The sequence below is a fragment of the Streptomyces sp. RKAG290 genome (assembly GCF_023701695.1).
GTDB lineage: Bacteria > Actinomycetota > Actinomycetes > Streptomycetales > Streptomycetaceae > Streptomyces.
In genome coordinates, this window is record NZ_JAJOZC010000001.1 from 367,760 (window position 1) to 391,462 (window position 23,703).

General features: G+C 72.7%; 21 protein-coding genes and 1 pseudogene. 11 read left to right on the forward strand and 11 right to left on the reverse strand.

What is annotated here, in order from left to right:
* Positions 1–41: 41 nt before the first annotated feature.
* Positions 42–1,307 (reverse strand): aminotransferase class I/II-fold pyridoxal phosphate-dependent enzyme, encoded by a 1,266-nt coding sequence (locus LNW71_RS01635; protein WP_250966572.1) that lies wholly within the window; start codon positions 1,305–1,307, stop codon positions 42–44.
* A gap of 262 nt (positions 1,308–1,569) precedes the next feature.
* Between LNW71_RS01635 and LNW71_RS01640 the strand changes: the two genes are divergently transcribed.
* The 3 genes from LNW71_RS01640 (at position 1,570) to LNW71_RS01650 (ending at position 4,825) form a co-directional block, all read left to right on the forward strand.
* Entirely contained in the window at positions 1,570–2,724 is a 1,155-nt protein-coding gene (locus LNW71_RS01640; RefSeq protein WP_250966573.1) for a mandelate racemase/muconate lactonizing enzyme family protein, read from the forward strand.
* Complete coding sequence (locus tag LNW71_RS01645) at positions 2,721–3,749, forward strand: alcohol dehydrogenase catalytic domain-containing protein (protein ID WP_250966574.1); 1,029 nt, start codon at positions 2,721–2,723, stop codon at positions 3,747–3,749. Before LNW71_RS01640 ends, LNW71_RS01645 begins: the two co-directional genes overlap by 4 nt.
* 92 nt (positions 3,750–3,841) lie before the next feature.
* The gene (locus LNW71_RS01650) at positions 3,842–4,825 is read left to right on the forward strand and encodes a hypothetical protein (protein ID WP_250966575.1); all 984 of its coding nucleotides are present in this window, start codon (positions 3,842–3,844) and stop codon (positions 4,823–4,825) included.
* A gap of 138 nt (positions 4,826–4,963) precedes the next feature.
* Here LNW71_RS01650 and LNW71_RS01655 read toward each other — a convergent pair.
* Positions 4,964–5,804, reverse strand: a pseudogene (locus LNW71_RS01655) (SMP-30/gluconolactonase/LRE family protein).
* 5 nt (positions 5,805–5,809) lie between these two features.
* Positions 5,810–6,583 (reverse strand): IclR family transcriptional regulator, encoded by a 774-nt coding sequence (locus LNW71_RS01660; RefSeq protein WP_250966576.1) that lies wholly within the window; start codon positions 6,581–6,583, stop codon positions 5,810–5,812.
* A 263-nt stretch (positions 6,584–6,846) separates the two neighbouring features.
* Here LNW71_RS01660 and LNW71_RS01665 point away from each other — a divergent pair, with 263 nt between their 5' ends.
* The 3 genes from LNW71_RS01665 to LNW71_RS01675 all read left to right on the forward strand — a co-directional run bounded on the left by LNW71_RS01665 (position 6,847) and on the right by LNW71_RS01675 (position 9,793).
* Positions 6,847–8,352 carry a bifunctional phosphatase PAP2/diacylglycerol kinase family protein gene (locus LNW71_RS01665; protein WP_250966577.1) on the forward strand — a complete coding sequence of 502 codons (1,506 nt, stop codon included), beginning with the start codon at positions 6,847–6,849 and terminating at the stop codon, positions 8,350–8,352.
* A 185-nt stretch (positions 8,353–8,537) separates the two neighbouring features.
* A complete protein-coding gene (locus LNW71_RS01670; protein WP_250966578.1) occupies positions 8,538–9,347 on the forward strand; it encodes a methyltransferase domain-containing protein in 810 nt (269 codons plus the stop codon).
* A gap of 92 nt (positions 9,348–9,439) precedes the next feature.
* A complete protein-coding gene (locus LNW71_RS01675) occupies positions 9,440–9,793 on the forward strand; it encodes a VOC family protein (RefSeq protein WP_250966579.1) in 354 nt (117 codons plus the stop codon).
* 7 nt (positions 9,794–9,800) lie between these two features.
* Here LNW71_RS01675 and LNW71_RS01680 read toward each other — a convergent pair whose 3' ends face one another.
* Entirely contained in the window at positions 9,801–11,771 is a 1,971-nt protein-coding gene (locus LNW71_RS01680; RefSeq protein ID WP_250966580.1) for a DUF5107 domain-containing protein, read from the reverse strand.
* Between the two features lie 292 nt (positions 11,772–12,063).
* On the opposite strand from LNW71_RS01680, the gene LNW71_RS01685 reads away from it, so the two are divergent.
* The gene (locus tag LNW71_RS01685; protein ID WP_250966581.1) at positions 12,064–12,417 is read left to right on the forward strand and encodes a DUF6204 family protein; all 354 of its coding nucleotides are present in this window, start codon (positions 12,064–12,066) and stop codon (positions 12,415–12,417) included.
* Between the two features lie 151 nt (positions 12,418–12,568).
* Here the strand turns inward: LNW71_RS01685 and LNW71_RS01690 are convergent, their stop codons facing one another.
* Positions 12,569–12,928: a VOC family protein gene (locus LNW71_RS01690; RefSeq protein WP_250966582.1), complete on the reverse strand. Its 360-nt coding sequence runs from the start codon at positions 12,926–12,928 to the stop codon at positions 12,569–12,571.
* A gap of 155 nt (positions 12,929–13,083) precedes the next feature.
* On the opposite strand from LNW71_RS01690, the gene LNW71_RS01695 reads away from it, so the two are divergent.
* Both LNW71_RS01695 and LNW71_RS01700 read left to right on the forward strand, forming a co-directional pair.
* Positions 13,084–14,262, forward strand: a complete 1,179-nt coding sequence (locus LNW71_RS01695; RefSeq protein ID WP_250966583.1) for a cytochrome P450 — start codon at positions 13,084–13,086, stop codon at positions 14,260–14,262.
* A 237-nt stretch (positions 14,263–14,499) separates the two neighbouring features.
* Positions 14,500–15,525, forward strand: coding sequence for a hypothetical protein (locus tag LNW71_RS01700; RefSeq protein ID WP_250966584.1), 1,026 nt, complete (start codon positions 14,500–14,502; stop codon positions 15,523–15,525).
* A 33-nt stretch (positions 15,526–15,558) separates the two neighbouring features.
* On the opposite strand, the gene LNW71_RS01705 is transcribed toward LNW71_RS01700, so the two are convergent.
* Complete coding sequence (locus LNW71_RS01705; protein ID WP_250971855.1) at positions 15,559–16,215, reverse strand: TetR/AcrR family transcriptional regulator; 657 nt, start codon at positions 16,213–16,215, stop codon at positions 15,559–15,561.
* A 172-nt stretch (positions 16,216–16,387) separates the two neighbouring features.
* On the opposite strand from LNW71_RS01705, the gene LNW71_RS01710 reads away from it, so the two are divergent.
* The gene (locus LNW71_RS01710) at positions 16,388–17,227 is read left to right on the forward strand and encodes a patatin-like phospholipase family protein (RefSeq protein ID WP_250966585.1); all 840 of its coding nucleotides are present in this window, start codon (positions 16,388–16,390) and stop codon (positions 17,225–17,227) included.
* 140 nt (positions 17,228–17,367) lie between these two features.
* Here LNW71_RS01710 and LNW71_RS01715 read toward each other — a convergent pair whose 3' ends face one another.
* The 3 genes from LNW71_RS01715 to LNW71_RS01725 all read right to left on the reverse strand — a co-directional run bounded on the left by LNW71_RS01715 (position 17,368) and on the right by LNW71_RS01725 (position 20,382).
* Complete coding sequence (locus tag LNW71_RS01715; protein ID WP_250966586.1) at positions 17,368–17,874, reverse strand: TspO/MBR family protein; 507 nt, start codon at positions 17,872–17,874, stop codon at positions 17,368–17,370.
* Positions 17,875–17,978: 104 nt separating this feature from the next.
* Positions 17,979–18,590 carry a DNA starvation/stationary phase protection protein gene (locus tag LNW71_RS01720; RefSeq protein ID WP_250966587.1) on the reverse strand — a complete coding sequence of 204 codons (612 nt, stop codon included), beginning with the start codon at positions 18,588–18,590 and terminating at the stop codon, positions 17,979–17,981.
* Between the two features lie 187 nt (positions 18,591–18,777).
* Positions 18,778–20,382, reverse strand: coding sequence for a sensor histidine kinase (locus LNW71_RS01725; protein ID WP_250966588.1), 1,605 nt, complete (start codon positions 20,380–20,382; stop codon positions 18,778–18,780).
* 108 nt (positions 20,383–20,490) lie between these two features.
* Here LNW71_RS01725 and LNW71_RS01730 point away from each other — a divergent pair, with 108 nt between their 5' ends.
* The gene (locus LNW71_RS01730; protein WP_250966589.1) at positions 20,491–21,315 is read left to right on the forward strand and encodes a response regulator; all 825 of its coding nucleotides are present in this window, start codon (positions 20,491–20,493) and stop codon (positions 21,313–21,315) included.
* Between the two features lie 124 nt (positions 21,316–21,439).
* On the opposite strand, the gene LNW71_RS01735 is transcribed toward LNW71_RS01730, so the two are convergent.
* Together LNW71_RS01735 and LNW71_RS01740 are read right to left on the reverse strand one after the other, a co-directional pair.
* Positions 21,440–22,345 carry a Gfo/Idh/MocA family oxidoreductase gene (locus tag LNW71_RS01735; RefSeq protein WP_250966590.1) on the reverse strand — a complete coding sequence of 302 codons (906 nt, stop codon included), beginning with the start codon at positions 22,343–22,345 and terminating at the stop codon, positions 21,440–21,442.
* 56 nt (positions 22,346–22,401) lie between these two features.
* Complete coding sequence (locus LNW71_RS01740; RefSeq protein WP_250966591.1) at positions 22,402–23,616, reverse strand: ROK family transcriptional regulator; 1,215 nt, start codon at positions 23,614–23,616, stop codon at positions 22,402–22,404.
* Positions 23,617–23,703 lie beyond the last annotated feature (87 nt).

Here is a 23,703-nt window from a genome sequence, read left to right on the forward strand (position 1 = left end):
GGCTCCCGTCCCGGAGTGCGTCGGCGGATCTCTCGGAGTACTCAGCGGAGTTCGTCGAGCGCTGCTCGGAAAATGCTCAGGGCTGCCGCGACGTGCGGCAATTCGAGGGGCTCCGGCGCGGTGAGGGACTCCAGCTGCTGTTCGGGGGTCGACCCGAGCAGTGACCCGGTGCCCAGCCGCACGCGCAGCGCCCCCAGTTCGTCGCCGAACCGGTGACCGCCCGGGACCGGCGCGCCGAGCCGGTCCGTCAGGTACTCCTCCAGTTCCAGCGAGTCCGTGACGCCGCGGGCGGCGAGCCGGGACCGGAGCGGCCCGAGGTCCGCGTAGAGGTGGCGGCCCGCCTGCGGGGGCCTGGCGAGCGCGCCCGAGGCGAGTACCGCCCGGTGGGCCGCGGCGGCGACCTGGGCCTGCAGCGCGGCGGCCAGGCGCACCCGCTCCGTGACGGCGTCCGGCTCCCGCAGCGCATGGGCGGCGGCGGCCGCCACCGGTGCCGCGACGAGGGCGCCCAGCGCGGTGAGGATGTCGAGCGTACGGGCGTGGCGCACCGCCGCCCGGCCGGTGTCGGGGAACCGGGCGACCGCCACCGGCCAGGCGGACGGGGTCAGCGCACCGGACAGATCGGAGATCACCGTCACGTCGTCGGGGCACATCTCGGCCGGGCTGAGCAGCACCGTGTCGTGCGGCCGGTGCAGGGTGTCGCGCCAGGTCTCGTCACTGACGATGTGCAGCCCCTCGGCGACGGCGGCCTCGCAGGCCTCGCGGACGAGTTCCGGCGGGGCGACGGTGGCGGTGGGGTCGTCCACGACGGAGATCAGCAGCAGCCGCGGCCTGCCGCCCTCTGCGCGCACCCGGCGCACGGTCTCCAGCAGCGCGTACGGATCGGGTACGCCGCCGCACTCGGCGGGGGTCGGCACGTGGTAGGCGGGCCTGCCGAGCAGCCGGGCCTGCGGGATCCAGGCGGCGGGGCAGGGGCGCGGCATCAGCACGTCGCCGCCGTGCGCGGCGATCAGGGCGAGCAGCAGCGCGGAGGTGCCGGGGGCGGCGGCGACGCGCTCGGGGCCGGAGTGCAGTCCGCGCCGGTCCCAGTAGGCGCAGGCCGCCTCGCGCAGTGCGGCCGAGCCGCCGGTCGGCTCGGGTACGCCGCTGCCGGCCGCCCCCGCCAGCACCTCGGCAAGTTCGGGCAGGACCGGCAGACCGGGGCCGGGTGCGGGCGGTCCGTACCGTACGGGCCCGCGGTCCTCCCGGACTCCGGGTGCGCCGCGTCCTGCCCGCCCGCGCCCCTGACGCCCGGTCCGCTCCCGGCCCATCCGGGCCTCCTTCGCCGCCGCTCGGTCCCCCGGCCCGTCGCCCAGGCCGTGTCCGCCCCTTTATACGAGGGAATGGAGCGGGGCGCCTGCGCTACCGCGAAGCCGCCGCGGGCCGTACCACGGGCCGAGCCGGGGCGCCCGGCGGTCCCGGAAACGCACCCGCTGTGACGGCACCATTGACACTCGCCCCGCCGCGTCATTACGGTCACGCCAGGATTTCGAACGAGTGACGAAATATCGAACAAGTCGAGAGGCAACTCCCGTGCGCATCACCGGAATCAGTACACATGTGGTCGGAACGCCCTGGCGCAACCTCACCTACGTGCAGGTGCACACCGACGAGGGGCTCACCGGTGTGGGCGAGACCCGGATGCTCGGCCGCACCGATGCGCTGATCGGCTATCTGCGTGAGGCGGAGGCCAACCACATCGCCGGTTCCGACCCGTTCGCCGTGGAGGACCTGGTACGCCGGATGAAGTACGGCGACTACGGGCGGGCCGGCGAGATCGTGATGTCCGGCATCGCGGTCGTCGAGATGGCCTGCTGGGACATCAAGGGCAAGGCGCTCGGCGTCCCGGTCTGGCAGCTGCTCGGCGGCAAGGTCACCGACCGGGTCAAGGCGTACGCCAACGGCTGGTACACCACCGAACGCACCCCGGAGGCCTATCACAAGGCCGCATCGGCGGTCGTCGCGCGCGGCTACCGGGCGCTGAAGATCGACCCGTTCGGGACCGGGCACTTCGAGCTGGGCCAGGAGGAGACGCGGTACTCGGTGTCGCTGATCGAGGCGGTCCGCGACGCGATCGGTCCCGACACCGAGCTGATGCTCGAGATGCACGGCCGGTTCAGCCCCTCGACGGCGGTACGGATCGCGCACGAGATGGCCCCGTTCCGGCCGGCCTGGCTGGAGGAGCCGGTGCCGCCGGAGAACCTCAAGGCGCTCGCCAAGGTGGCCGGCAAGGTCGATGTGCCGATCGCGACCGGTGAGCGCATCCACGACCGCATCGAGTTCCGCGAGCTGTTCGAGTCGCAGGCCGCCGACATCATCCAGCCGGACGTCGGTCACATCGGCGGCATCCTGGAGACGCGGAAGCTCGCCGCGACCGCCGAGACCCACTACACGCTGGTCGCCCCGCACAACGTGGGCGGCTCGGTCCTGACGGCGGCCAGCCTCCAGGTCGCCGGCTGCACTCCCAACTTCAAGATCCTGGAACACTTCAACGACTTCGCGGACGCCGACATCAAGAAGGTCGTGCGCGGCGCCCCGGAGGTCGACCCCGCGACCGGCTGCTTCGAGCTCTCCCACGCTCCCGGCCTCGGCGTCGAGCTCGATGTGGACGCCGCCGCCGAATTCCCGCAGCAGCAGGCACGGTTCGACCTGTGGGCCGACGGCTGGGAGAAGAGGCAGCCCAAGTGAGCGACGAACCCGCCCGTTCCCGGGCGATCACGATCGACCGGCCGGGCGAGCACCGGCTGACCGCCGGCCCGGTTCCGCAGCCGGGTCCGGGCGAGGTCCGGGTCCGGGTCGCCGCGGCCGGGATCTGCATGAGCGACCGCGAGGTGTACGACGGACACCGCGACCCGCACTACGTGCGCTACCCGGTGGTGCCGGGACACGAGTGGTCCGGAGTGGTCGAGGCCGTGGGGACGGGCGTCGATCCGGCGCTGGCCGGCCGCCGTACCGTCGCCGAGGGGTTCCGCTCCTGCGGCAGCTGTGAGCGGTGCCGGAGCGGCGAGACCTCGCTGTGCTCGGCGGGGTACGACGAGACGGGGTTCACCCGGCCCGGGGCGTTCGCCGACCATGTCGTGGTGCCCGCACGGCTGTTGCACCCACTGGCCGACGACGCGGACCTGCGCGGCGCCGCGCTGCTGGAGCCCGCCGCCGTGGTCGCGGCCGCGGTGCGGGCGGGTGCGCCCGAACCGGGTGAACGGATCGCGGTGGTGGGTGCCGGGACACTCGGACTGCTCGCGGTGCAGCTGCTGGCCGCGGTGTCGCCCGCGGAGCTGACGGTGATCGACCCGCGGGACGACCGGGCGGCCCAGGCGCTGGCGTTCGGGGCGAGCGAGGCGCTGACGCCCGAGGAGGCCGCGGAGGTGCGCGGCCGGTACGACCTGGTCGTGGAGACGGCGGGGGCCCCGCCCACCGCCGCGGACGCGTGCCTGCTCGCGCGGCGCGGCGGCCGGGTGCTGCTCACCGGGATGTTCGCCCCCGGGGCCACCGGCATCGACCCGGTGCATCTGTCGCTGAGCCAGCTCACCGTGCGCAGCGTGTTCGGCGCGTCCTCGGCGTCCTGGTCCTACGCGGTACGGGCCTTCGGCGCCGGGCTGATCGATCCGGCCGCGCTGATCACCCACGAGTTCCCGCTGGAGCGCTTCGCGGACGCGGTGGCGCTGGTCGGGGGCGGCGGCGCGGGGACGGGAAAGGTACTGATGCGTCCCTGAGGGCTGCCGCGCAGATCCCTGGCGGGCGGCCGGCACCCCGCATCCCCCTTCACTCGAACCTCGTCCGACCCACCGAACACGAAAGGTCGCTCATGACCTCCGCTTCCCCCGCCCCGTCCGGATCCCGCCCCGGCGTCCGGAGCCCCGGCGAACCCGCGCTCACCGGGCTCGGGCTCGGCGCCCCGGCCCCCGATCCGGCCGACGCCTCCCCGCACGCCTTCCCCGACGGCGGCACCTGGCGGACCGAGATCCCGTCGGTGGAGGGGCCCGAGGCGCTCTCCGTCGTCCTGAAGGAGAGCGCGCGGCTCGACGTTCCCGTCCACCGGATCAGCCAGGGCAGCGGCATCTGGATGCTCAGCGACGCCGAGATCACCGAGATGGCCGAGGGGTGCGCCGAACGCGGCATCGAGCTCTGCCTGTTCACCGGCCCGCGTGGCAGCTGGGACACCGGGGCCTCGTTCCGGACCGACTCGGGCGGGGCCGGGCTGCGCGCCCGCGGCCACGACGCCCTGGCCGGCTGTGTCGAGGACGCCGTACGGGCCTGCGAACTGGGCGTCAGCTGCCTGCTCGTGGCCGACGAAGGGGTGCTCTGGACGCTGCACCGGCTCCGCGCGCAGGGCGTGCTGCCCGCCGGCACGACGTTCAAGGTGTCGGCCCTGATCGGCCCGGTGAACCCGGCGTCGTACGCCGTCTACGAACAGCTCGGCGCGGACTCGGTCAACATCCCGTCCGACCTGACGCTCGCTCACTTCACGGAGATCCGGCGGGTGTCGGCCGCTCCGATGGACCTGTACATCGAGGCCCCGGACGACCTCGGCGGCTATGTGCGGATGTACGAGGCGGCCGAGCTGATCCGACGCGGCGCCCCGCTCTATCTGAAGTTCGGGCTGTCCAAGGCGCCCGGCATCTACCCGTACGGCGCCCATCTGCGTGATGTCGCCCTGGACACGGCCCGCGAGCGGGTCCGGCGCGGCCGGCTCGTCCTGGATCTGCTGGCCCGGCACGGCGCCGACGGGAACATGTCGCCGCTGGGCTCCCGGCTGCCCGGCAAGCTGCGCCGCTTCCCGACGCAGTGAGCCACCGCTGGGCGGTCCCGTACCCCGGGCCCGCCCGGCGGACTCCGCACCTGCCCAGCGGCGCGGGCCCGCCAGGCGGCTTCGGAACCACTGAGCAACCGCCCAGTGGCCTCGGAACCGCCCGGCGCCCCCCGCCTGTCAGCCCGCGAAGGCCGTGCCGGGTATGCCCTGGCCCGCGTCCGGTATGACCAGCAGCGAACCGGAGAGCGGGTGCGGGGCGTCGAGGCCGATGCGGGCCGTGGAGATGTACAGGTCACGCAGGTCCCGGCCGCCGAACGCACAGGCCGTCGGCCGTCGTACCGGCAGTTCGACGGTGCGGTCCAGGGTGCCGTCGGCCGTGTAGCGGCGCAGCGCGCCGCCGTCCCACAGGGCCACCCAGACGGCCCCCTCCGCGTCTACCGTGAGCCCGTCGGGGAAGCCCGCTCCCTCCTCCACGGTGGCGAACGGCGGCGGTTCGCCACCTGTTCACCGTCGACGTCGAAGACGTCGATCCGGCGGGTCGGCGTGTCGATGTAGTACATCTGCCGGCCGTCCGGGCTCCATCCGGTGCCGTTGCTGCAAGCCACCAGCGGCAGCACCCGGGTGGCCGTACCGTCGGGAGCGATCCGGGTGAGGCTGCCGCCCACCTCCGACTCGGCGTAGCGCATGGTGCCCGCCCACAGGGCGCCGTCCGGCGCCACGGCCGCGTCGTTTCCGCGGCGTCCCGGTTCGGCGTCGTGGACCAGCCAGCGGAAGGCGCCGTCGGCGTCGTAGAGACCGATGCCGTCGCGCAGGTTCACGACGAGACCGCCGCCGGCCCGCGGCTTGGCCGCTCCGACGTGCTGTTCGGTGGCCATGACCGTACGCCGCCCGGTGGCCGGGTCCCAGGTGTGCACGCGGGAGGCCAGGATGTCGACCCAGATCAGCCGTCCGGCGGCCGGGTCCCAGGTCGGGCCCTCCCCAGGGTGGCGTGCTCACGCACCGCGACGTCGGGGCGCAGGCGGCTCACTTCTCCCTCCGGTGGTGCCCGAGCCGGCCGGAGAGCGCCTCGGCACCGTCGGCCGCGAGACCTGCCAGCTCCTGTTCGCGCTCCTCGGTCCAGCGGATCATGGGAACGGAGACCGAGAGCGCGGCGACCACCCGGCCGGTCCGGTCCCGTACGGGCGCGGCCACACAGCTCACGTCGGGGTTGGACTCCCGGTGCTCCACCGCGATGCCCCGCTCCCGGACCGAGGCGAGCACGGTGCGCAGCTCCCCTTCGTCGGTGATGCTGTTCGGCGTCATGCCGGTGAGTTCGAGGCCGTCGAGACGGGCGTCGAGTTCCCGGTCCGGCAGGGCCGCGAGGAGCATCTTGCCGACGGACGTGCAGTGGGCCGGCAGCTTGCGGCCTGCCGCCGACACCATCCGGACCGCGTGGGTGGAGTCCACCTTGGCGATGTAGATGACGTCGGTCCCCTCCAGGATCGCCACGTGGACGGTCTCCCCGCACGTCTCGGCGACCTGCCTGGCGACCTGCTGCCCCTCGGCGGCGAGGTCGAGCTGCTCGGCGTACCGGCTGCCCAGCTGGTAGGTGCGGACGCCCAGGCGGTAGCGGCCCGGCTGGTCCGGGGTCGTGACCAGGTACGAGCGGGCGGCCAGCGTGGTCAGCAGCTCATGGACGGTGGTGCGCGGGAGCTGGAGCTTGCGGGTCACCTCGGGGGCGGAGAGCGTACCGTCGCCCTGGAGGAAGAGTTCGAGTACGTCCAGCGCCCTGGTCACCGCAGGGACAAGTCGCCCCATGGTCGTGCACCACCCTCTCGCGTTCGACATTCCGGTCAGTGACCGGCATCACGAACACAGGCTAAGCGCGGCGCACTTGTCCGGGCAATGACGGGGTGAGGTACGGCACCCCGGCCGCACGGGAGACAAGTTCCACTTGTGCCGATATGACACAAAATGGCGGGTGTGCGGAGCCACCGGGTGGCCGAGGCGGCCGGGTCAGCTCGGCGGCGCACTGGCGCGCCTGCTGGTTCACCGCCGCCGGGCAGGGTATTCGCTGTCCCATGTCGTCACCGAACAACCCCTCACGCCGGCCGCAGTCCGCCGGACTGCGGAGTCTGCTGCACCGATGCGATGTCGCCCTGTTCCAGGACCTGGCCCAGCGGCACTGGCCGGCCGCCGAGCCCGTACTGCCCCGGCTCAGCCGCAGCGCCAACCACGGACTGCTGTGGGCCGGCGCCGCGGCGGGCATTGCCACGTTCGGCGGCAGCGCACGGGCCCGGCGGGCCGCGCTGCGCGGGATCGCCTCGCTGGCGGTGGCCTCGGCCGCGATCAACACCGTCGGCAAGGGGGCGGTCCGCAGGCAGCGGCCGATACTGGACGCGGTGCCGGTGATACGGCAGCTCAAGCGTCAGCCGATCACCACGTCCTTCCCGTCCGGGCACGCCGCATCGGCTGCCGCCTTCGCCACCGGGGTGGCGCTCGAGTCGAAGGGCTGGGGAGCGGTCGTCGCGCCCGTCGCACTCTCCGTGGCCGCCTCCCGCGTCTACACCGGCGTCCACTATCCGAGCGACGTGCTGGCCGGCGCGGCACTGGGCATGGGCGCGGCCTTCGCCCTGCGCGGCCTCGTGCCGACCCGTGGTCAGCTGCCCGCACCGGGCAGACCGCCCGCGCACGCGCCCGCTCTGCCGGACGGGCAGGGCCTGGTCGTCGTGGTGAACAAGGAGTCCGGGACAGCGAGGGCGACGGCCTCCCTGGTCCGGGTCGCACTGCCGAACGCCGAGGTGGTGGAGTGCCGCCCCGCGGAGCTCTCCGACGAGCTGGAGAAGGCGGCGGGACGGGGCCGGGCGCTGGGGGTCTGCGGCGGTGACGGCACGGTCAACCGGGCGGCTGCGGTGGCCTCCGTGCACGGTCTGCCGCTCGCCGTGTTCCCCGGCGGGACGCTGAACCACTTCGCCTACGACCTGGGCATCGAGACCGTGGCGGACGCCTGTGCCGCGCTCGCCGTGGGCGACGCGGTCCGGGTGGACCTGGGCCGGTTCCGGCCGGGCCCCGAAGGGCCCGGAGGCGCCCACGGCTACTTCCTCAACGCCTTCAGCCTGGGCGTCTACCCGAAGCTGGTACGGACGCGCGAGCACTGGTCGCCGCGGATCGGGGGCTGGCCGGCCGGCGTGCTGGCTGCCTTCGAGGCGCTGCGCGGCGCGCGTCCGCTGGAGGCCGAACTGCAGGGCCGGCGAAGGCCGCTGTGGCTGCTGTTCGTCGGCAACGGCACGTTCCAGCGGGTGGGGCCGGCACCCGGCCGCCGGCACAACCTCGCAGACGGGCTGCTGGACGTACGGGTCGTGCACGGTGGGCGGACCCCGGGGCTGAGGTTGCTGGCGGCCGCCGTCGCGGGGCCGCTGACGCGTTCCCCCATGCATGCCGCCGTCCGCCGCCACCGGGTACGGATCGCGGGGCTGAAGCCCGGAACGCCGTACGCGTACGACGGAGAGGTCGCGCACAGCCACCGCGAGCTGATGATCGACAAACTGCCCGAAGCCCTGACGGTCTACTGCCCGATGCAGGTCTGAGAGCGGCCCGCACGGGGCGAACGAGGGGCGGCCGACGCCGAGTCGGCCGCCCTTCGGCGTGTGCCCGCGGCACCGGCCACGCGTCCACATCGCAAGATGGCCATCTCATCATTCGGCAGCCGGGCGTACCGTGGCCTTACCGATCAGCGCTTGGCGGTTCGCGTTTCGAGAGAGGATGCACGGTCATGCCCAAGGAGACCGCTGTCTACACCCACGGCCACCACGAGTCGGTGCTGCGTTCGCACCGCTGGCGCACCGCCGCCAATTCCGCGGGCTACCTCCTCGGTGAACTGCGTGCGGGCATGAGCGTGCTCGACGTCGGCTGCGGTCCGGGCACCATCACCGCGGATCTGGCCGCGCTGGTCGCCCCCGGCCGGGTGACGGCCGTCGACACCACGCGGGAGATCCTGGACCAGGCGGCCGAGGCGGCAGCCGAACGCGGTCTGGAGAACGTCGAGTTCGCCACCGCCGATGTGCACGCCCTGGACTTTCCCGACGACTCCTTCGACGTGGTCCACGCCCACCAGGTACTCCAGCACGTCGGCGACCCGGTGCAGGCGCTGCGCGAGATGCGACGGGTCTGCCGTCCCGGTGGCGTCGTCGCGGCCCGCGACAGCGACTACGCCGCCATGGCCTGGTACCCCGAGGCGCCGGTCATGGACGCCTGGCTGGAGCTGTACCGCCGGGTGGCCCGCGCCAACGGCGGCGAGCCGGACGCGGGCCGCCGGCTGCTCTCCTGGGCCAGGCAGGCCGGCTTCACCGACATCACACCCACGGCCGGCTCCTGGTGTTTCGCCACCCCGGAGAGCCGGGCCTGGTGGAGCGGCCTGTGGGCGGACCGTACCGTCGGCTCGAGCTACGCGAAGCTGGCGGTTGACGGCGGCCACGCGACCGCCGCGCAGCTGACCGAGATCTCCGAGGCATGGCGCACCTGGGGCGAGCAGGGCGACGGCTGGTTCATGGTCCCGCACGGCGAGCTGCTCTGCCGCGCCTGAAGCACACCGGTCCCCGGGCGCCCAGGCGCCCGGGGCACCTCCCCCGGCCGAATCGATCACACGCCGCTGACCGGCCAACTACCCTGTTCGGCATGGATATCCTGGGAACCACGCTGCGTATCTGCGTCGACGACCTGGAGGCCGCGGTGGCCTTCTACGAGGACCTCACGGGCAGTTCGGCGCTGCGGTTCGAGCGCGGCGGGGTGTCCGTAGCCGCCATCAGCTGCTTCCTGCTGATGAGCGGCCCCGAGTCCGAGCTGGAGATCCTGCGGAAGGTGACGGCGACGATCGCGGTAAAGGACGTCGACGAGGCCTATGCCTCGCTGGACCGGGTGGGCGCCCGGATCATCGCGGGCCCCGTCCCGACCCCCGTCGGCCGCAATCTGATCGCCGTCCACCCGGACGGCTCGGTCTTCGAGTACGTCGACCGCAACGCAGTGACCTGATCAGTCGTCAGGCGCGCGGTCGCATGCGGTAGTTGTAGATGTCCGGCAGTGGCTCGTCCGTGAGCTCGGCCCACACCTCGTCCAGGACCTCCGCACCCTCCCGCAGATCGGCGACCTCGAAGCCCTGGTCGAACAGTGCACGGGCGGCCGCGCGGTCACCCTCCGCGAGCAGCAGGCGGGCCTCCAGCAGGCGGAAGCGTCCCCGGCCGCGGACGTCCGGGAGCAGCCCCGCCCAGACCGTGCGGGCCGGTCCGGGCCGGTCCGCCGCCAACAGCGCCTCGATCGCCTCCCGGCCGAGGGCGGCGGTGGCCGCCGTCCAGGTTTCACCGTCGTCGCGGCGCTCGGCGCAGAGGTCGTCGAAGGCTTCCGCGTAGTGGTCGGCGGCCCGGTCGCGCTGCCCGCCCTCCTGGGCGGCGACGGCGAGGCAGCGCAGCAGCGGCCAGCGGGACGGCGCCAGGGCCAGCCCGCGCTCCCAGCTGCGGACCGCCTGCGCACGGTCGCCCGCGTGCCACTGGGCGACGCCGAGGTGGTATTCGGTGAGCGGTTCGGCGGGGGCCGTCTCCAGCATGTCGCGCCAGTGCGGGGAGACCAGGGAGGGTCCGGGCGGCGCCACCCGGCGCGGCTCGGGGAATGCTCCCTGCTCCAGCAACTCCACCCAGGGCGCCTGCTGTTCACCGAGTGTGGACTCGGCGAAGGGAGTGCCGGGCAGTTTGTGTCCGGCCCGCCGCACCTCGAGCGCGCCCCAGCCGGACCCGGTGGCGAGCACCTCACCCGGTTCGGTGTCGGCGCAGCCGCGCCAGGCCTCGTAAGCAGCGTCCACATCGGCGCGCGGCAGGGCTGCGGCCAGCCGCCGCTCGGCCTCCGCGCGGGCCTCGGACCAGTCGTCGCCGTGCACGGTGGCGGGGTCCGCGGACAGCGGCCCGTACGACTCCAGCCAGCTGAACTCACCGCCCGGCTGCAGCGGTACGTGTTCCAGCTGGGTGCGGGCGAGTCCGGCCTGGATCTCGGCGTAGCCGGCGGTGCCGGGCTCGGTGAGCCATTCCTGCCAGCGGCGGCCGCCGGGTCCGCTGCCCCAGAGGAAGAGCTTGCGGCCGCGCAGCAGGTCGGTGGAGGTCTGGACGAGTCCGTGGCCGCTCTCGTCGAGGGAGGCGATCCAGCGGCGGGCATCGTCGGGGACCTCGTAGAAGTAGTCGGCGGGGAAGTCGCTGCGCAGCGGGTACGTGCGGTCGACCGAACCGCTCTCCGGCACCGGGACGCGGGTCAGTGTCCGCTCGTAGCCGAAGTGCCAGGCCTCGTCGGCGGGGGCCAGCACCCGGGTGTGCTCACCCTCGGGTACGGCGATGTTGGACCACCAGTAGACGGGGACGGAGTGCTCGTGCGGATTGCGGATGCGTACCCCGACGTGGAGGAAGTCGGAGTCGTCGGGCAGCCAGAGGTCGACCTGGAACGGCAGGTCGCGCAGCCTCTCCCACTCCCAGAGCCGGACCATCTCCCCGCCGTCGGGCGCGCGGACCCGGGCGGCGTGCACCGGGGCGCAGGACAGTGTGGTGTGGCCCGTCGCGCCGATGTTCCACTCGATGCCGCCGGAGAACCAGGCGCCGTTGAGCGCGAAGTCGGCGGGCTGCAGTACGGGGTTGGCGTAGACGAGATCGCGCCCGGTCGGCTTGTGGAGGAGGGAGTGGATGCGGCCGCCGAACCCGGGCAGCACGGTTGCGCGGAGCCGGTCGTTCTCGATCACGATCGCGTCGAGGTCCGTGGGGGTGCGCTCGCGGGCGTAGCCGTCGAGGATGCGCACGGGAAGGACGGTGGCCAGGGGTTCGTGGCCTATCTGCCGGGCCATGTCGCGGGGCAGGCCGGCCCGGTCACGGTCGTCGACGACATGCATCTCGTCGAGGGGCCGCAGCGCGGGCAGCGGATTCTCCGGTCCCGTCGCCGCGGCGGGCAGGGTCAGTACGGCACGTCGTACGGTGGTGGCCAAGGCAACCTCGCTCCTCGCGCGGGCCGCCGCAGGTCCGGGCGCCCCCCGATGACCATGGAACACGCTGGCGGCCGCCCGGGCCAGGGGCCCAGCCGTCAGACTTCGGCAAAGGCACCGGCCGCCGAACCTCGCGCCCGGGACTCCACGGGGCGCGGGGCTCCTGCCGCCGGGCCGTCATGCCAGGTCGCAAGGTGTGCGAGCGGGCCGAATAATCCGGTGGCGCCGTGCCCGCCCGACCGTAGGCTTGCCCCTCAGACGGTTTGCGGGACGCAACGGAGACGGTGGAAAGACGATGAGCACGCAGCACACCTACCGGGTGATCGTGCGCGGCACCTGGGACGGACTGACGGACGCGGCGCGCGAGCGGCTGCTGGCCGAGGTGGAGGAGCACGGCCTGGCGGCCATGCAGTTCAGCGAGGAGGGGTCGCTCACCTACGACCGTGTGCTCAAGCACTTCAGCTTCCGGTACGTGGTGGTGTCCGACGCCGCGGACGGCGAGGAGATGGCGGCCGCGATCGCCGAGGACCGGGCGGAGACCTACCTGCGTGGGCGTGGCTACGGGCACGGCGAACTGCGCTCGTCCACCACGGACATGGACACCATGAAGATCAACTACAAGGGGCGGCGGGGGCCGGGAGCGGCATGAGAGCGGAACGGCGACCGGAGCACCGGCCCTGAACAGGTACTGCTCTTTCCCTGCTTCCAGCTCTGTCACGGGCGGCTCATCGGTCCCCAATCCGGATCGTCCCGCGCGAGTCCCCCGACAGAGCTTGAGTCCCCGAAAAGTCCCTGCCGGCTCAGGATCGGACGGGCTGCCACAGCTCGATCCGGTTGCCTTCAGGATCGGTGACCCAGCCGAATCGGCCGACGCCCTCCATGTCCTGCGTCTCTTCGGCCACAACCGCTCCGCCGGCGCGCAGTTGCGCGAGCATCGCATCCAGGTCGCGCACCCGGAAGTTGAGCATGGTCTGCTGGGCGCGGGGCCCGAAGTAGTCGGTCTCGGACTCGAACGTCGCGAACACCGTCGGCCCGGCTCCCTGACGCCACAGACCGTGCTCATCGGCATCCAGACCCAGACAGTCGCGGTACCACGCACCCAGGGCCACCGGGTCTGCCGCCCGCATGAAGTACCCACCGATTCCCAGCACACGTTCCATGCCGCCATCCTGCCAGGGGACTCCCCACCGGCGGGCCAAGGACCGTCCCGCAATCCGCGGCCGGCGAACCACGCCGCAACCGCCGTGCCGCGTGTCGCGTGTCGCGTGTCGCCGATGATGGCCTGCCCTGCCACACACGGTTGGAGCCTGAGACCATGAACGACCCCGCCAAGGACAGCCGGTCCGCCCGCGACCCGTACGCCGCGTACGCGGCCATGCGCGCCGACTGCCCCGTGCAGGCTGTGGCATCCGGGTCGAGCGGACGCCACAGTTACCTGGTCACCGGCTATGCGGAAGCCCGGCAGGCTCTGAGCGACCCTCGGCTCTCCAAGGACACCGCCGCCTTCTTCGCCGGCAAGGAATCGAAGCGTCGACTGCATCCCGCCGTCGCGCACAACATGCTGGCAGGCGACCCGCCCCAGCACACCCGGCTCCGCAAGCTGGTCAACGGTGCGTTCACCAGCGGCGCCGTCTCCGCGCTCCGCCCCTTCCTCATCCGGTTGACCGACGAACTGCTGGACCGATGGCCCTCCGACGGCCCGGTCGACCTCGTCGCCGACCTCACCGTTCCTCTGCCGGTCATGGTGATCTGCGAGTTGCTGGGTGTTCCGGAGAACGACCGGTCGCAGGTTCGGCACTGGTCAGCCGACTTGTTCGCCGCCGGGGAGCCGGAGCGCACCGACGCCGCCTCGTACGCCGTCGCTGCATACATGACCGGCCTCATCGCGTCGAAGCGGCTCCGGCCGGGCGATTCACTCCTGGACCGCCTCATCGCCGCACGCGACGGCGAGGACCGTCTGGACGAGGACGAACTGGTCTCCCTTGCCGTACTGCTGCTCGTCGCCGGCCACGAGACGACCACCCACTTCCTCGGCAACGCCGCCCTGGCCCTGCTGCGGCACCCGGCCGAGCTGGCACGTCTGCGCAGCAACCCGGAGACCATCCCGCAGGCGCTGGACGAACTGCTCCGCTTCGACGCACCGGTCAGCACTTCGACCTTCCGGTTCTCCACCGAAGCCCTCACCCTGGGCGATACCGAGATCCCGGCGGGTGTACCCGTGCTGGTCGCACTCGGAGCCGCCAACCGCGACCCGGAACGCTTTCCGACGCCGGACCGGCTCGACCTGGACCGAGACGCGACCGGCCACCTCAGCTTCGGCCACGGCATCCACCGCTGCATCGGCGCACCGCTCGCGAAGGCCGAAGCGCACATCGCCCTACGCGCGATCCTGACCCGCTTCCCCGACATCCGGCTCGCCGCACCGGCCGAGCGGTTGGAGTGGCGCCGGACCCGCCTCGTTCGCGGTCTCACCTCCCTTCCCGTACTTCTCTGAGGCCCGGCCCGCGGGGAGCCGATACCTGCCTGTCCAACCAGCTTGGTCTGTAGGTCCATTGATGACGGTTCAGCTCGGCGGCCCACCCGTGGTCAGCTGCGACGCAGGACTGCATGAGACGTCCCGCAGGACTGCATGGGACGTCCCCGGGGCGTAGGGAGTGCTCACCCGCCCGGCGGAGAGGGCTCGTTCCTGCAGCTGATGCCACGCTGCGGCGGCCGGTGCGAGAGTCGGCGCATGGTCGGTGCGACGGGAACGACAAGGGCGCCTTGGCGCAGGTGGTGGCAGGGCCGGCCGGACCGGGTTGCCCGGGCCACGACGGCGTGGGCGGTGGTGTACGCCGGCTTCGGCCTCTCCTGCGCGCTCAGCGGTACGCCGCTGCTCTACCTGGGCAGCAGGTCCGGGCCTCCGGCGTTGGCCTGGGGGGCCGTGGGTCTGGGGGCGCTGACGGCCCTGGCCTGTGGTGCGGTCGCGCGGTACGGACCGCTGCCCGCGTTGCGGGTGCTGCTGTGGGTGTGCTGCGTGCCGGCCGGACTCGCCGCGTTCGGTCTGCTGATGGACCTCATCACGCTGGTGTTCGGTCAGGGGGTGGACAGCGGGGTGGCCGCTGCGAACCACGCGCTGGCAGGGGCCGGGGTCGCGCTTCTCGCGGCCACTGCCCGGTCCCTCCACCACTCGCCCACCGCGGTTGCCGTGCGGGCCCCTTCGGCCGCCCCCCGGCCGGTCCAGCTCGCCGCCTCGGCCGGGACGGCCGCCTTTCTCCCGTACGCCGCGATGAAGCTCGTCTGGGCGTACGGCGGCACCTTCGCCGGGATGTCCGGCGAGGAGATGCTCGCGATCTCCAAGCGCAACGGTGCGTCAGGGGCCTGGCTCGCCCTGGAGTCCTGGGGCCTGGACGGCACCGTGCTGCTGGCGGCGCTCGGCGTCTTCCTGCTGTGGGGCCTGGTCCGCCCGTGGGGCCAGGTCTTCCCACGCTGGACGCTGCTGCTGCGCGGCCGGCGCGTCCCCCGCTGGCTCCCCCTGGGCCCTGCCTTGGTCGGCGCCGCCACCCTGGCTCCGTACGGGCTGTTCGGCGTCGGTTACGCGGCCCTGGCCACGTCCGGCGCGGTGACGATGCGGCGCGGTGACTTCCACTCCTCGGGCGATGCGCTGCTGGTCGCCTGGATCGGCTTGGGCGCGTTCGCCGTCTACGGGGGCGCGCTGACCGTCGCCGCGCGTTCGTACTGGCACCGTACGCACGCGGCACGGGCCGGCACGGAGTGACCACGCGCGACCCATCGGCTCCCCCGGAGCCGGTCAACGCCGCCTGTGCGGACCCAGGTTCAGCAGCACCTCGTGGAGCTGGGCGGAAGTGAGGGCCGGTGTGGGCAGCGGGGGCGTGGCCGGGCGGGCGCGAAGACCGTCCATAAGCAGGGTCAGTGGGCGGAGCCAGGCATCCGAGGTGATCGAAGTGAGCGCGGGAACAGCCCGGCCCAGCGCTGCCAGCATGAGGAGCAGGTCCTCGGTGGTGAGGTCCGCCCGAACGGTGCCCTGTTCCTGACCGCGCCGGAGCAACCCGTCGATGGTTGTGCGGTTGTGGGCGTGGATCGCCTCCAGGGCAGTGACACCTTCCAGGTTCGTGGTCATGAGGTCGTTGGTGCCGCGGTCCGCGGCCAGACCGACGAACACCGTCTGCAGGTATTCCGTCAGTCCCCTCCATGCGTCCTCGGCGGTCCGTGCCCGCTCTCCCGCCGCCGTGGTCTCGGTGAGTGCGTCCCGGAAGACCTCATCGACGAGCGCGGCGCGGGTCGGGAAATGGCGGTAGAGGGTGGCGTTGCCGACGCCTGCCCGCCGGGCGATTTCATCCAGTGGGGCATCCAGGCCCTGTTCGGCGAAGACCTCGCGGGCCTTGTCGGACAGCAGCTTCCGGTTGCGCAGCGCATCGCGGCGCCTGGCCGGTGGACGGTCGCCCATCATGTCTCCCTCTCGCTCCGTACCGGGGAGTGTTCCCCGGTATTCCCCGGTACGGATGTTATCGTCGGTCGAGCAAACGGGGACCACTCCCCGTTTCGATCGCCGCGGAGGGACGTCCGTGGGCGGGCGTCCGTGGGCGCGCGTCCGTGGGCGCGCGCCGGGAGGGAGAAGCATGTCCGACACCGCACTCGTACTCGGGGGCGGCGGGCCGGTGGGTGGGGCCTGGCTGGCCGGGGCGCTGGCCGGGCTCGCCGAGGCCGGGATCGATCACCGCAGCGCCGACGTCGTGATCGGCACCTCCGCCGGCGCCGTCTTCGGGTCCCGGCTCCTGGCCGGCGTCCCGGCGGCGGAGCTGTACGAGCGCCAGCTCTCCGGAGCGGACGCGGTCCGCCTGCCGGTGACGGCGCGCCAGACGGCACGCTTCCTCTGGGCGGCGCTCGGCTCCCGCGATCCCCAGCGATCCGTCGAACGCCTCGCCCGGGCAGCGCTGCACGCCCGCACCGGCCCGGAGTCGGACGTCTTCGAAACGGTCGGCGCGCTGCTGGGCGACGTCCGCGACTGGCCGGAGCAGGAGCTACGGATCACCGCGGTCGACGCGCGGACCGGCCAGGTCGAGCTGTTCGACTCACGCTCAGGGGTGACACTGCTCGAAGCGGTCGCGGCCGGCTGCGCCGTGCCCGTCGTGTGGCCGCCGGTCACCGTGGCGGGTCGGCGCTGGATGGACGGCGGCAGTCGTTCGACCGCCAACCTCCACCTCGCACGGGGGTACCGGCGGGTGCTGGCGGTAGTGCCGATACCCCGGGCGGTCGGGCCGCATCCGAGCGCCGCGCAGCAGGCCGCGGAGCTGTCCGGCGAGGGGGCGCGCGTCGTCCTGCTGTCCCCGGACCGCGCTGCGCGCCGCATCATGGGCCGCGACATGACGGACGACACGCGCCGACCGGCTGCCGCCCGCGCGGGCCACGCCCAGGCCGGTGCACTGGCCCGGTCGGTGGCCGAGGCCTGGCAGAGGTGACGTGCGGTCAATCACCCATGGGCTGACCGCCGTCCGCATGACCGACCTCTCCGCGCTCGGTTCCCGACCACCCGGATCATGAACCTCGTCCGAGGAATCTGCCGTAGAACCTCGCCGCGTTCAAGGGCGTGCGGGCGCAATCACGCGTTCTTGCGGACGATGTCGGCGTTGAGAGCGGTGGCGAAGCAGCACCACAGTGCGTAGGGGGACAGGGCGACGGCAGCGGCCCGATCATGCTTCGAGATCTGGTGCATGAGCTGGGCGTTGCTCGCTACGAGGGCGCTCGTTCCCGCAAGGGCGGCCTTCGGGCTGTGGGCCTTGAAGAACAGCCAGTTCCAGCCCGCGTTGAGGGCGAGGTTGACGGCGAGTGAGCCTGCCACCTGACTGCGTTTCCCGACCGGTGTGCGGACGAGGGCGTGCCCGGCAGCACCCGCGATCGAGAGGTACAAGGGCGTCCACACGGCGCCGAAGGCCCAGGACGGGGGCTGCCAGGCCGGTTTCCTGAGGCTCTTGTACCAGCGGCTGTCCGGGTCCACGGCTGCCGCCCCGAGCGCCGCGGCGGCGGTGACAGCCGCAGCCGAGCCCGCATACGTGGCCACGCGGGAGAACGACTGCCGGCGCGCGAACACCTCTCGGAAGGAACTCATGGCTCTGCTCCTAACCTCTTGGGTACCGGTCAGTCATGGGACGACACGGTGAGGCCGGCGCTCCGGTGCGCCGGGTGCGCGCACCGGAACCGGGCGGGAACCGCTCAGGCCTTGGAGCCGCCGGTCTTCTTCGCGGCCCGCTTGGTGGCCGGCTTACGGGCGGGGGCTGCGGCCTTGGCGGCCTGCCGCTCCGTCTTGGCTCCGGCCGTGGACAGAGAACCGCCGGTGCTCTCCAGATGGGCGCGGACGAACCACTGGAACTGCTCCAGGGAACGCAGGTGCTCGATGAGCAGGTCCTCGGTGACGGGATCGAGCGCGCCGGCCTTGGCGGCTGCGGAGCGGTGCTCGGTGATGATGCCGGTGTATACGAGGTCCAGGGCGCCCAGGTGCGCCATGGCGTCCGCGCGGCCGAGGCTGTAGTCGTGCCAGGTCCGCTCGGCGACCAGGGCGCCGGGGGTGCCATGCGGTTCGCCCCCGAGTGCGGAAATCCGCTCTGCCGTGTCGTCGGCCATTCCCCTGACCGCCACGGTCTGAGGATCAAGCATCTCGTGGACGGCGATGAAATGCGGGCCCACCACGTTCCAGTGGATGTGCTTGAGGGTGAGCGCCAGATCGTTGAGCGCGTGAAGGCGCAGGCTCAAGAGCGAGATGATCTGCTTGCCGTCCTTGGTGCTGAGACCCGGAACGGTGTATCGAGGGCTGCCGGCGACTGCCATGACTCTCCTTCGTGGGATGTCGTGGGATGAATACGCGCCCTTTTCTGTGCCCCCTCTCCGGCGATCCTTAACCCCGGTCGCGGCAAGTGGCGTGCAGAGTTCCCCCACTCCCCCACCCCGGCCAGAACTCTCGCCGAGCCGATCGCGGAACACCCGTCGGACCGGCGGAGCTGCACTCCCTGCTGGGCTACGAGGGTGAGCCACCGTGCGGGGTGTCCAAGGGGTGCGTCAGCGGTCCGGGCGGAGGTGACTGCGGGAGCGTGAAGACGATCCGGGTGCCGGGCGCGTGGAGCGGGTCGACGGCGATCCTGCCGCCGTGGTACTCCACGATCTTCTTGCACAGAGCCAGCCCGATGCCGTTGCCGGTGTACTCCTCGCGCGTGTGCAGCCGCTGGAAGATCACGAAGACGCGCTCGGCGAATTCGGTGTCGATGCCGATGCCGTTGTCGGTGATCGCGAACTCCCAGCCGTCCTCGACGGGCCGGCAGCCCAGGTGGATCACCGGGGAGCGATCCGGGGAGCGGAACTTGACCGCGTTGGTGAGGAGGTTCTGGAGCAGCATGCCGAGCTGGCTGGGCTCCCCGTACAGGGTCGGCAGCGGGTCGTGCGTGATGACCGCGTCGGATTCCTCGACGGCCACGCTCAGCGAGCTGACGGTGTGCTCGAACCGCTCGTCGAGGTCGACGCTGCGGTGCTCGGTCGAGAGCCGGCCGACGCGCGAGAAGGCCAGCAGGTCGTTGATGAGGCCCTGCATGCGGGTCGCCCCGTCGACGGCGAAGGCGATGTACTGGCCGGCGCGCTCGTCGAGGTTCGCGGCGTAGCGCCGTTCCAGCAGCTGGCAGAAGCTGGCGACCTTGCGCAGCGGCTCCTGGAGGTCGTGCGAGGCGACGTAGGCGAACTGTTCCAGTTCGGCGTTGGAGCGGCGCAGTTCCTCGGCCTGGGCGGTCAGGTGTGTCTGGGTGCTGTCGCGGAAGGCGAGCTCGGCGGCGAGGCGGGCGCGCATGCTCTCGACGTCCGCGGCGAGCTGTCGCAGGTCCGCCGGCCCTGTGCCGGTCACCGGATGGTCGAAGTCACCGCCCGCGACGACGCGGACGTGGCCGGAGAGGCGGTCCAGGTGACCGGTCACGCCCCGGCGCAGTCCGGTGAAGACGGACGCGGTGAGCGCGAGGATGGCCGCGGCGATGGCACTGAAGGACCAGTTCCGGAGGTTGCGGGCGCCCTGCAGATCGACACGTGCCTGCGCCCGCTGGGCTTCCAGGTGGTCCTGCTGGGTGGATATCGCCGTTCGTACCGAGTCGAAGAGGGCCTTCCCTTCCGGTGCGCGGGCGGCGGCCTCCGCCTTCGGGTCGGAGGCGGCGGCGACTGGCCGGGCGAGCCGGTCCTGCCAGCGGCCGGCGAGCTTCTCGACCTGGGCGAGGTTCCGCTCCGTCTCCGGGTCGCCGTCGATCGCGGCGCGCAGGTCGCGTACGGCTTCCTTCTGCTGTGCCAAGCCGTCGCGGTAGGGGGCGAGGAAGGTTTCCGTCCCGGTCGAGCCGTAGCCCCGGATGCCCGTCTCCTGGTTGACCAGGGCGCTCTCCAGCCGGATCGAGGCGATGAGTGCGGGAGTGGAGTGGTCGACGAGGCGGGTGTTGATCGCGGTCGACCGGGCCAGGACCCAGCCTCCGCACAGCATGAACGCGAGCAGCAGCGTGAGCGCGATCGCCGTGCTCACGCCCAGCCAGCGGCGCGTCGTCCATCCTGCGGTCACGGGTCTCTTCGGGTTCCCGGTGTGCGCGGCATTGCCCAGGCCCACGGCGTGTACTCCTCGGTTCGCGAGCCCGGAGCGCTCCGAGCCGGAACAGAGTACCGCCGGCGACAACGTTTGTTGTCGCGGGCCCGTGTGAGGACTTACGCTGCGCCTATGGACGACCTCTGCCCTGCCGACAACGAGATGCTGGACCTGCTCGCCGGCAGTGGCGTCCAGGAGCTCGCCCAGCAGATCGCCCAGCAGGCATGGGACGGTCGCTTCCCGGCAGCGCAGCAGGGCGCGGGTCCCGAGGGCGTCGACTCGCTCGCCCGGCTACGCGTGCTGGCCCACTTGAGCAGGGCGGTCAGCCGGCAGGCTCAGGTCGAGGCTTCGGCGGCGGCCAGAGCGGGCGCGAACTACCCGCAGCTCGGGGCGGCGTGGGGGATCAGCCGCCAGGGCGCCCGCAGGCGCTGGCCGGGCCTGGTCTTCACCGCCGAGCCTCCCACCCGTCCCCTCCCCACCCGAGATCACCGGAGCACCAGCGTGAACGCTTTCCCCACCGACCGCCCCTACAGCGTCCTCCTCGTCGAGGACGACCCGGCGGACGCGCTGCTCATCGAGGAGGCCCTGGTGGAGCGCGGCATGGCTCGCACCATCGAGCAGGTCACTGACGGCATCGCCGCCCTGCAGCACCTGCGCGACCCGGACAAGGAGCGGCCCGACCTCATCGTCCTCGATCTCAACATGCCTCGGATGAATGGCCGCGAGCTGCTGGCCGTACTCAAGGACGACGCCGCCCTCTGCGGCATTCCCGTGGTGGTGCTGACCACGTCCGCCGCCCCCGACGACGTCAACGACGCCTACCGCCAGCACGTCAACGCGTACGTCACCAAGCCCGTCAGCCTCGACGCGTTCATCAAGTCCGTCCAGCAGATCGACGCCTTCTTCCTCGACACTGCGCAGCTTCCGCCCCGCTCGCCGAACTCGCAGGGCGACTGAGGCGCCCGGCTGCGCAGGTCATCGGTCCGGCCGGGAGCCGGGACAGCCGTATGACTTCCGTCCCGGCCCGCCGCAGAGTGGGCCGGCCGGTTCGGCGGGCCGATGGGCCGGCGGGCCCGGTGGGTCAGGACACTCCCACTTGATCGAGCAGTTCCTGCAGGCGCAGGCCCCTGGCCGCGTCGATGCCGGTCCCGGTCCCGGTCCGGACGGCGGTGGCGAACTCGCGCCGGAGCACCGGCCAGCACTCCTCGTGGTCGATGCCCGCCGTGTCGTAGACGAGTTCCTCGCCGGGACCGAAGAGTTCGACCCGGGTCCGGGTGCGGGACAGGCCGACGCTGCCCGAGAGCGACGCCTGGCTGACCGCGCCGTTCTCGTGCTCGCAGGTCAGCTCGATCCAGCGGCGCGGGTCGCCGGTGCCGCGTACCGAGACGATCGGCGCGACCGCGCTGTCCAGCAGGTCCAGCAGATGGGGTCCGAGGTCGAGCAGCGCACCGTGCTCCAGTCGCCAGCCCGTCGCGAACTCGCCGCCGAGGAAGGCGCCGTGCAGGTAGCAGGACCGGGCTCCGATGAACTCGCGGGTGGCCGCCTCGGCGAGGAAGGCCCGGGTCGCCGGGTGGTAGCGCTTGGTGAGGACGAGCTGTGAGATGACGCCGTGTTCGGCGACGGCCTCCGCGACGGCACGGGCCGCGGCGAGGTCGGCGCCCAGGGGTTTCTCCAGCAGCAGTGCCCGGCCTGCCGCGGCCGCCCGTACGGCCAGCCCCGCCTGGACGGCGGGCGGCACGGCGAAGGCGACCGCCTCGCAGTGGTCGAGGAGTTCCTCGAACGAACCGGCGGCCCGGGCGCCGTGGGCCTGCGCCAGTTCGGCGGCCGCCTCCGGTCGTCGGGCCCAGACCGCGGTCAGTGCGGTCTCGGGCCCGGCGGCCAGCATCCGTGCGTGCATGGCGCGGGCCCACGGACCGGCGCCGACCAGCCCGACGCGGACCGGCGGGTGGGGCCGGTCGTCCCGGGACGGGTCAAGGATGTGGGACATGGCGCTTCTCCGTGGGTGGTGCGGGGGCGGTGGGCGTGAGCCGGCAGGCGTGCGGGTCAGACGGTCGCGGCGCGGCGGGCGAGGGCGGTGAGCCGGATGTCGGCCCGGTCGGGCGCGTAGAGGTGGTCGACGACCATCGCGGCCGCCCCGAGAAGGGCGGCCCGGTCGCCGAGGGTGGAGGTGGTCACCTGGAGGTTGGCGGTGGTTCGCGGCAGGGCCCGCTGGTAGAGGAGTTCGCGTACGCCGGTGAGGAAGGGGGTCCCCGCCAGGTCGCCGCCGAGCATCAGGACGCCCGGGTTGAGCAGGGTGACGACCGTGACGAGTACCTCGCCGATGCGCTGTCCCGCCTCGCGGGCGAGCCGGACCGCGGCCGGGTTCCCCGCCGCGAGGTGTTCGCGCACGTCGGAGCCGGACGCGGTGGGGACACCGGCGGCAGTGAGCTGTCCGGCGATGGCCCGTCCGCTGGCGACGGCCGCCAGACAGCCGTAGGAGCCGCACATGCACAGGGCGTCGGGGCGGTCGTGGAGCCGGATGTGGCCGATGTCGCCCGCCCCGCCGTCGATCCCCCGGTACACCTCGCCGCCCACGACCACTCCGGCGCCGATTCCGGTGGAGGCCTTGATCAGCACGAAGGCGGCGCAACCGGGGTGGTTCTCGCGCTGCTCGGCCAGGGCCATCAGGTTGGCGTCGTTGTCGACGAACACGGGGAGCGGGTCACCGCCCTGCGGCGTCCCCACGTGCTCGGCGAAGGCGTCCCGCAGCCGCTCGCGCACCGGGAAGCCGTCCCATCCGGGCATGATCGGGGGCTGCACGATCCGGGCGGACTCCCAGTCGACCGGGCCGGGCACGGACAGGCCGATCCCGCACACCCGGTCCGGTGTGGTGCCTGCCCGTTCCAGGAGCGGGCCGAACCAGCGGGCGAGCCGGTCCAGGACCGGCTCGGGGCCGTCGGCGATGACCAGTTCACCGGTGTGCTCGGCGAGGACCGTGCCGGACAGGTCCAGGACGGCGGCGCGGCCGTGCCGGGTTTCGAGGTCGGCGACGAGCACCACGGCGTGGGTGGGGTCGAACTCCAGCCGGGCGGAGGGACGCCCGCCGGTGGACGTGCCGGTGGCGCCGCGCAGCCAGCCGGCTCCGAAGAGCTGGTCGAGCCGGCTGCCGACGGTCGACCTCGACAACCCTGTGGCCTGCTGCAGTTCGCCCCGTGTGGTGGCCTCTCCGCTGCGGATGAGCCGCAGCAGATGTCCCGCGCTTGCCTGATTTCCTGCCATCCCCGCCGCCACCCTCGTCCTGTTCCGTCCCGTACCCGGGGTCTGTCCTGCCGCCCGCGCGCGGCCCCGTACCGTCCCTGACCTGTG

Coding starts and splice junctions, on each gene's coding strand:
- LNW71_RS01635 (WP_250966572.1), bottom strand. CDS start 1,307: ATGGGCCGGGAGCGGACCGGGCGTCAGGGGCGCGGGCGGGCAGGACGC.
- LNW71_RS01650 (WP_250966575.1), top strand. CDS start 3,842: ATGACCTCCGCTTCCCCCGCCCCGTCCGGATCCCGCCCCGGCGTCCGG.
- LNW71_RS01660 (WP_250966576.1), bottom strand. CDS start 6,583: ATGGGGCGACTTGTCCCTGCGGTGACCAGGGCGCTGGACGTACTCGAA.
- LNW71_RS01665 (WP_250966577.1), top strand. CDS start 6,847: ATGTCGTCACCGAACAACCCCTCACGCCGGCCGCAGTCCGCCGGACTG.
- LNW71_RS01670 (WP_250966578.1), top strand. CDS start 8,538: ATGCCCAAGGAGACCGCTGTCTACACCCACGGCCACCACGAGTCGGTG.
- LNW71_RS01675 (WP_250966579.1), top strand. CDS start 9,440: ATGGATATCCTGGGAACCACGCTGCGTATCTGCGTCGACGACCTGGAG.
- LNW71_RS01685 (WP_250966581.1), top strand. CDS start 12,064: ATGAGCACGCAGCACACCTACCGGGTGATCGTGCGCGGCACCTGGGAC.
- LNW71_RS01690 (WP_250966582.1), bottom strand. CDS start 12,928: ATGGAACGTGTGCTGGGAATCGGTGGGTACTTCATGCGGGCGGCAGAC.
- LNW71_RS01695 (WP_250966583.1), top strand. CDS start 13,084: ATGAACGACCCCGCCAAGGACAGCCGGTCCGCCCGCGACCCGTACGCC.
- LNW71_RS01700 (WP_250966584.1), top strand. CDS start 14,500: ATGGTCGGTGCGACGGGAACGACAAGGGCGCCTTGGCGCAGGTGGTGG.
- LNW71_RS01705 (WP_250971855.1), bottom strand. CDS start 16,215: ATGGGCGACCGTCCACCGGCCAGGCGCCGCGATGCGCTGCGCAACCGG.
- LNW71_RS01710 (WP_250966585.1), top strand. CDS start 16,388: ATGTCCGACACCGCACTCGTACTCGGGGGCGGCGGGCCGGTGGGTGGG.
- LNW71_RS01715 (WP_250966586.1), bottom strand. CDS start 17,874: ATGAGTTCCTTCCGAGAGGTGTTCGCGCGCCGGCAGTCGTTCTCCCGC.
- LNW71_RS01720 (WP_250966587.1), bottom strand. CDS start 18,590: ATGGCAGTCGCCGGCAGCCCTCGATACACCGTTCCGGGTCTCAGCACC.
- LNW71_RS01730 (WP_250966589.1), top strand. CDS start 20,491: ATGGACGACCTCTGCCCTGCCGACAACGAGATGCTGGACCTGCTCGCC.
- LNW71_RS01735 (WP_250966590.1), bottom strand. CDS start 22,345: ATGTCCCACATCCTTGACCCGTCCCGGGACGACCGGCCCCACCCGCCG.
- LNW71_RS01740 (WP_250966591.1), bottom strand. CDS start 23,616: ATGGCAGGAAATCAGGCAAGCGCGGGACATCTGCTGCGGCTCATCCGC.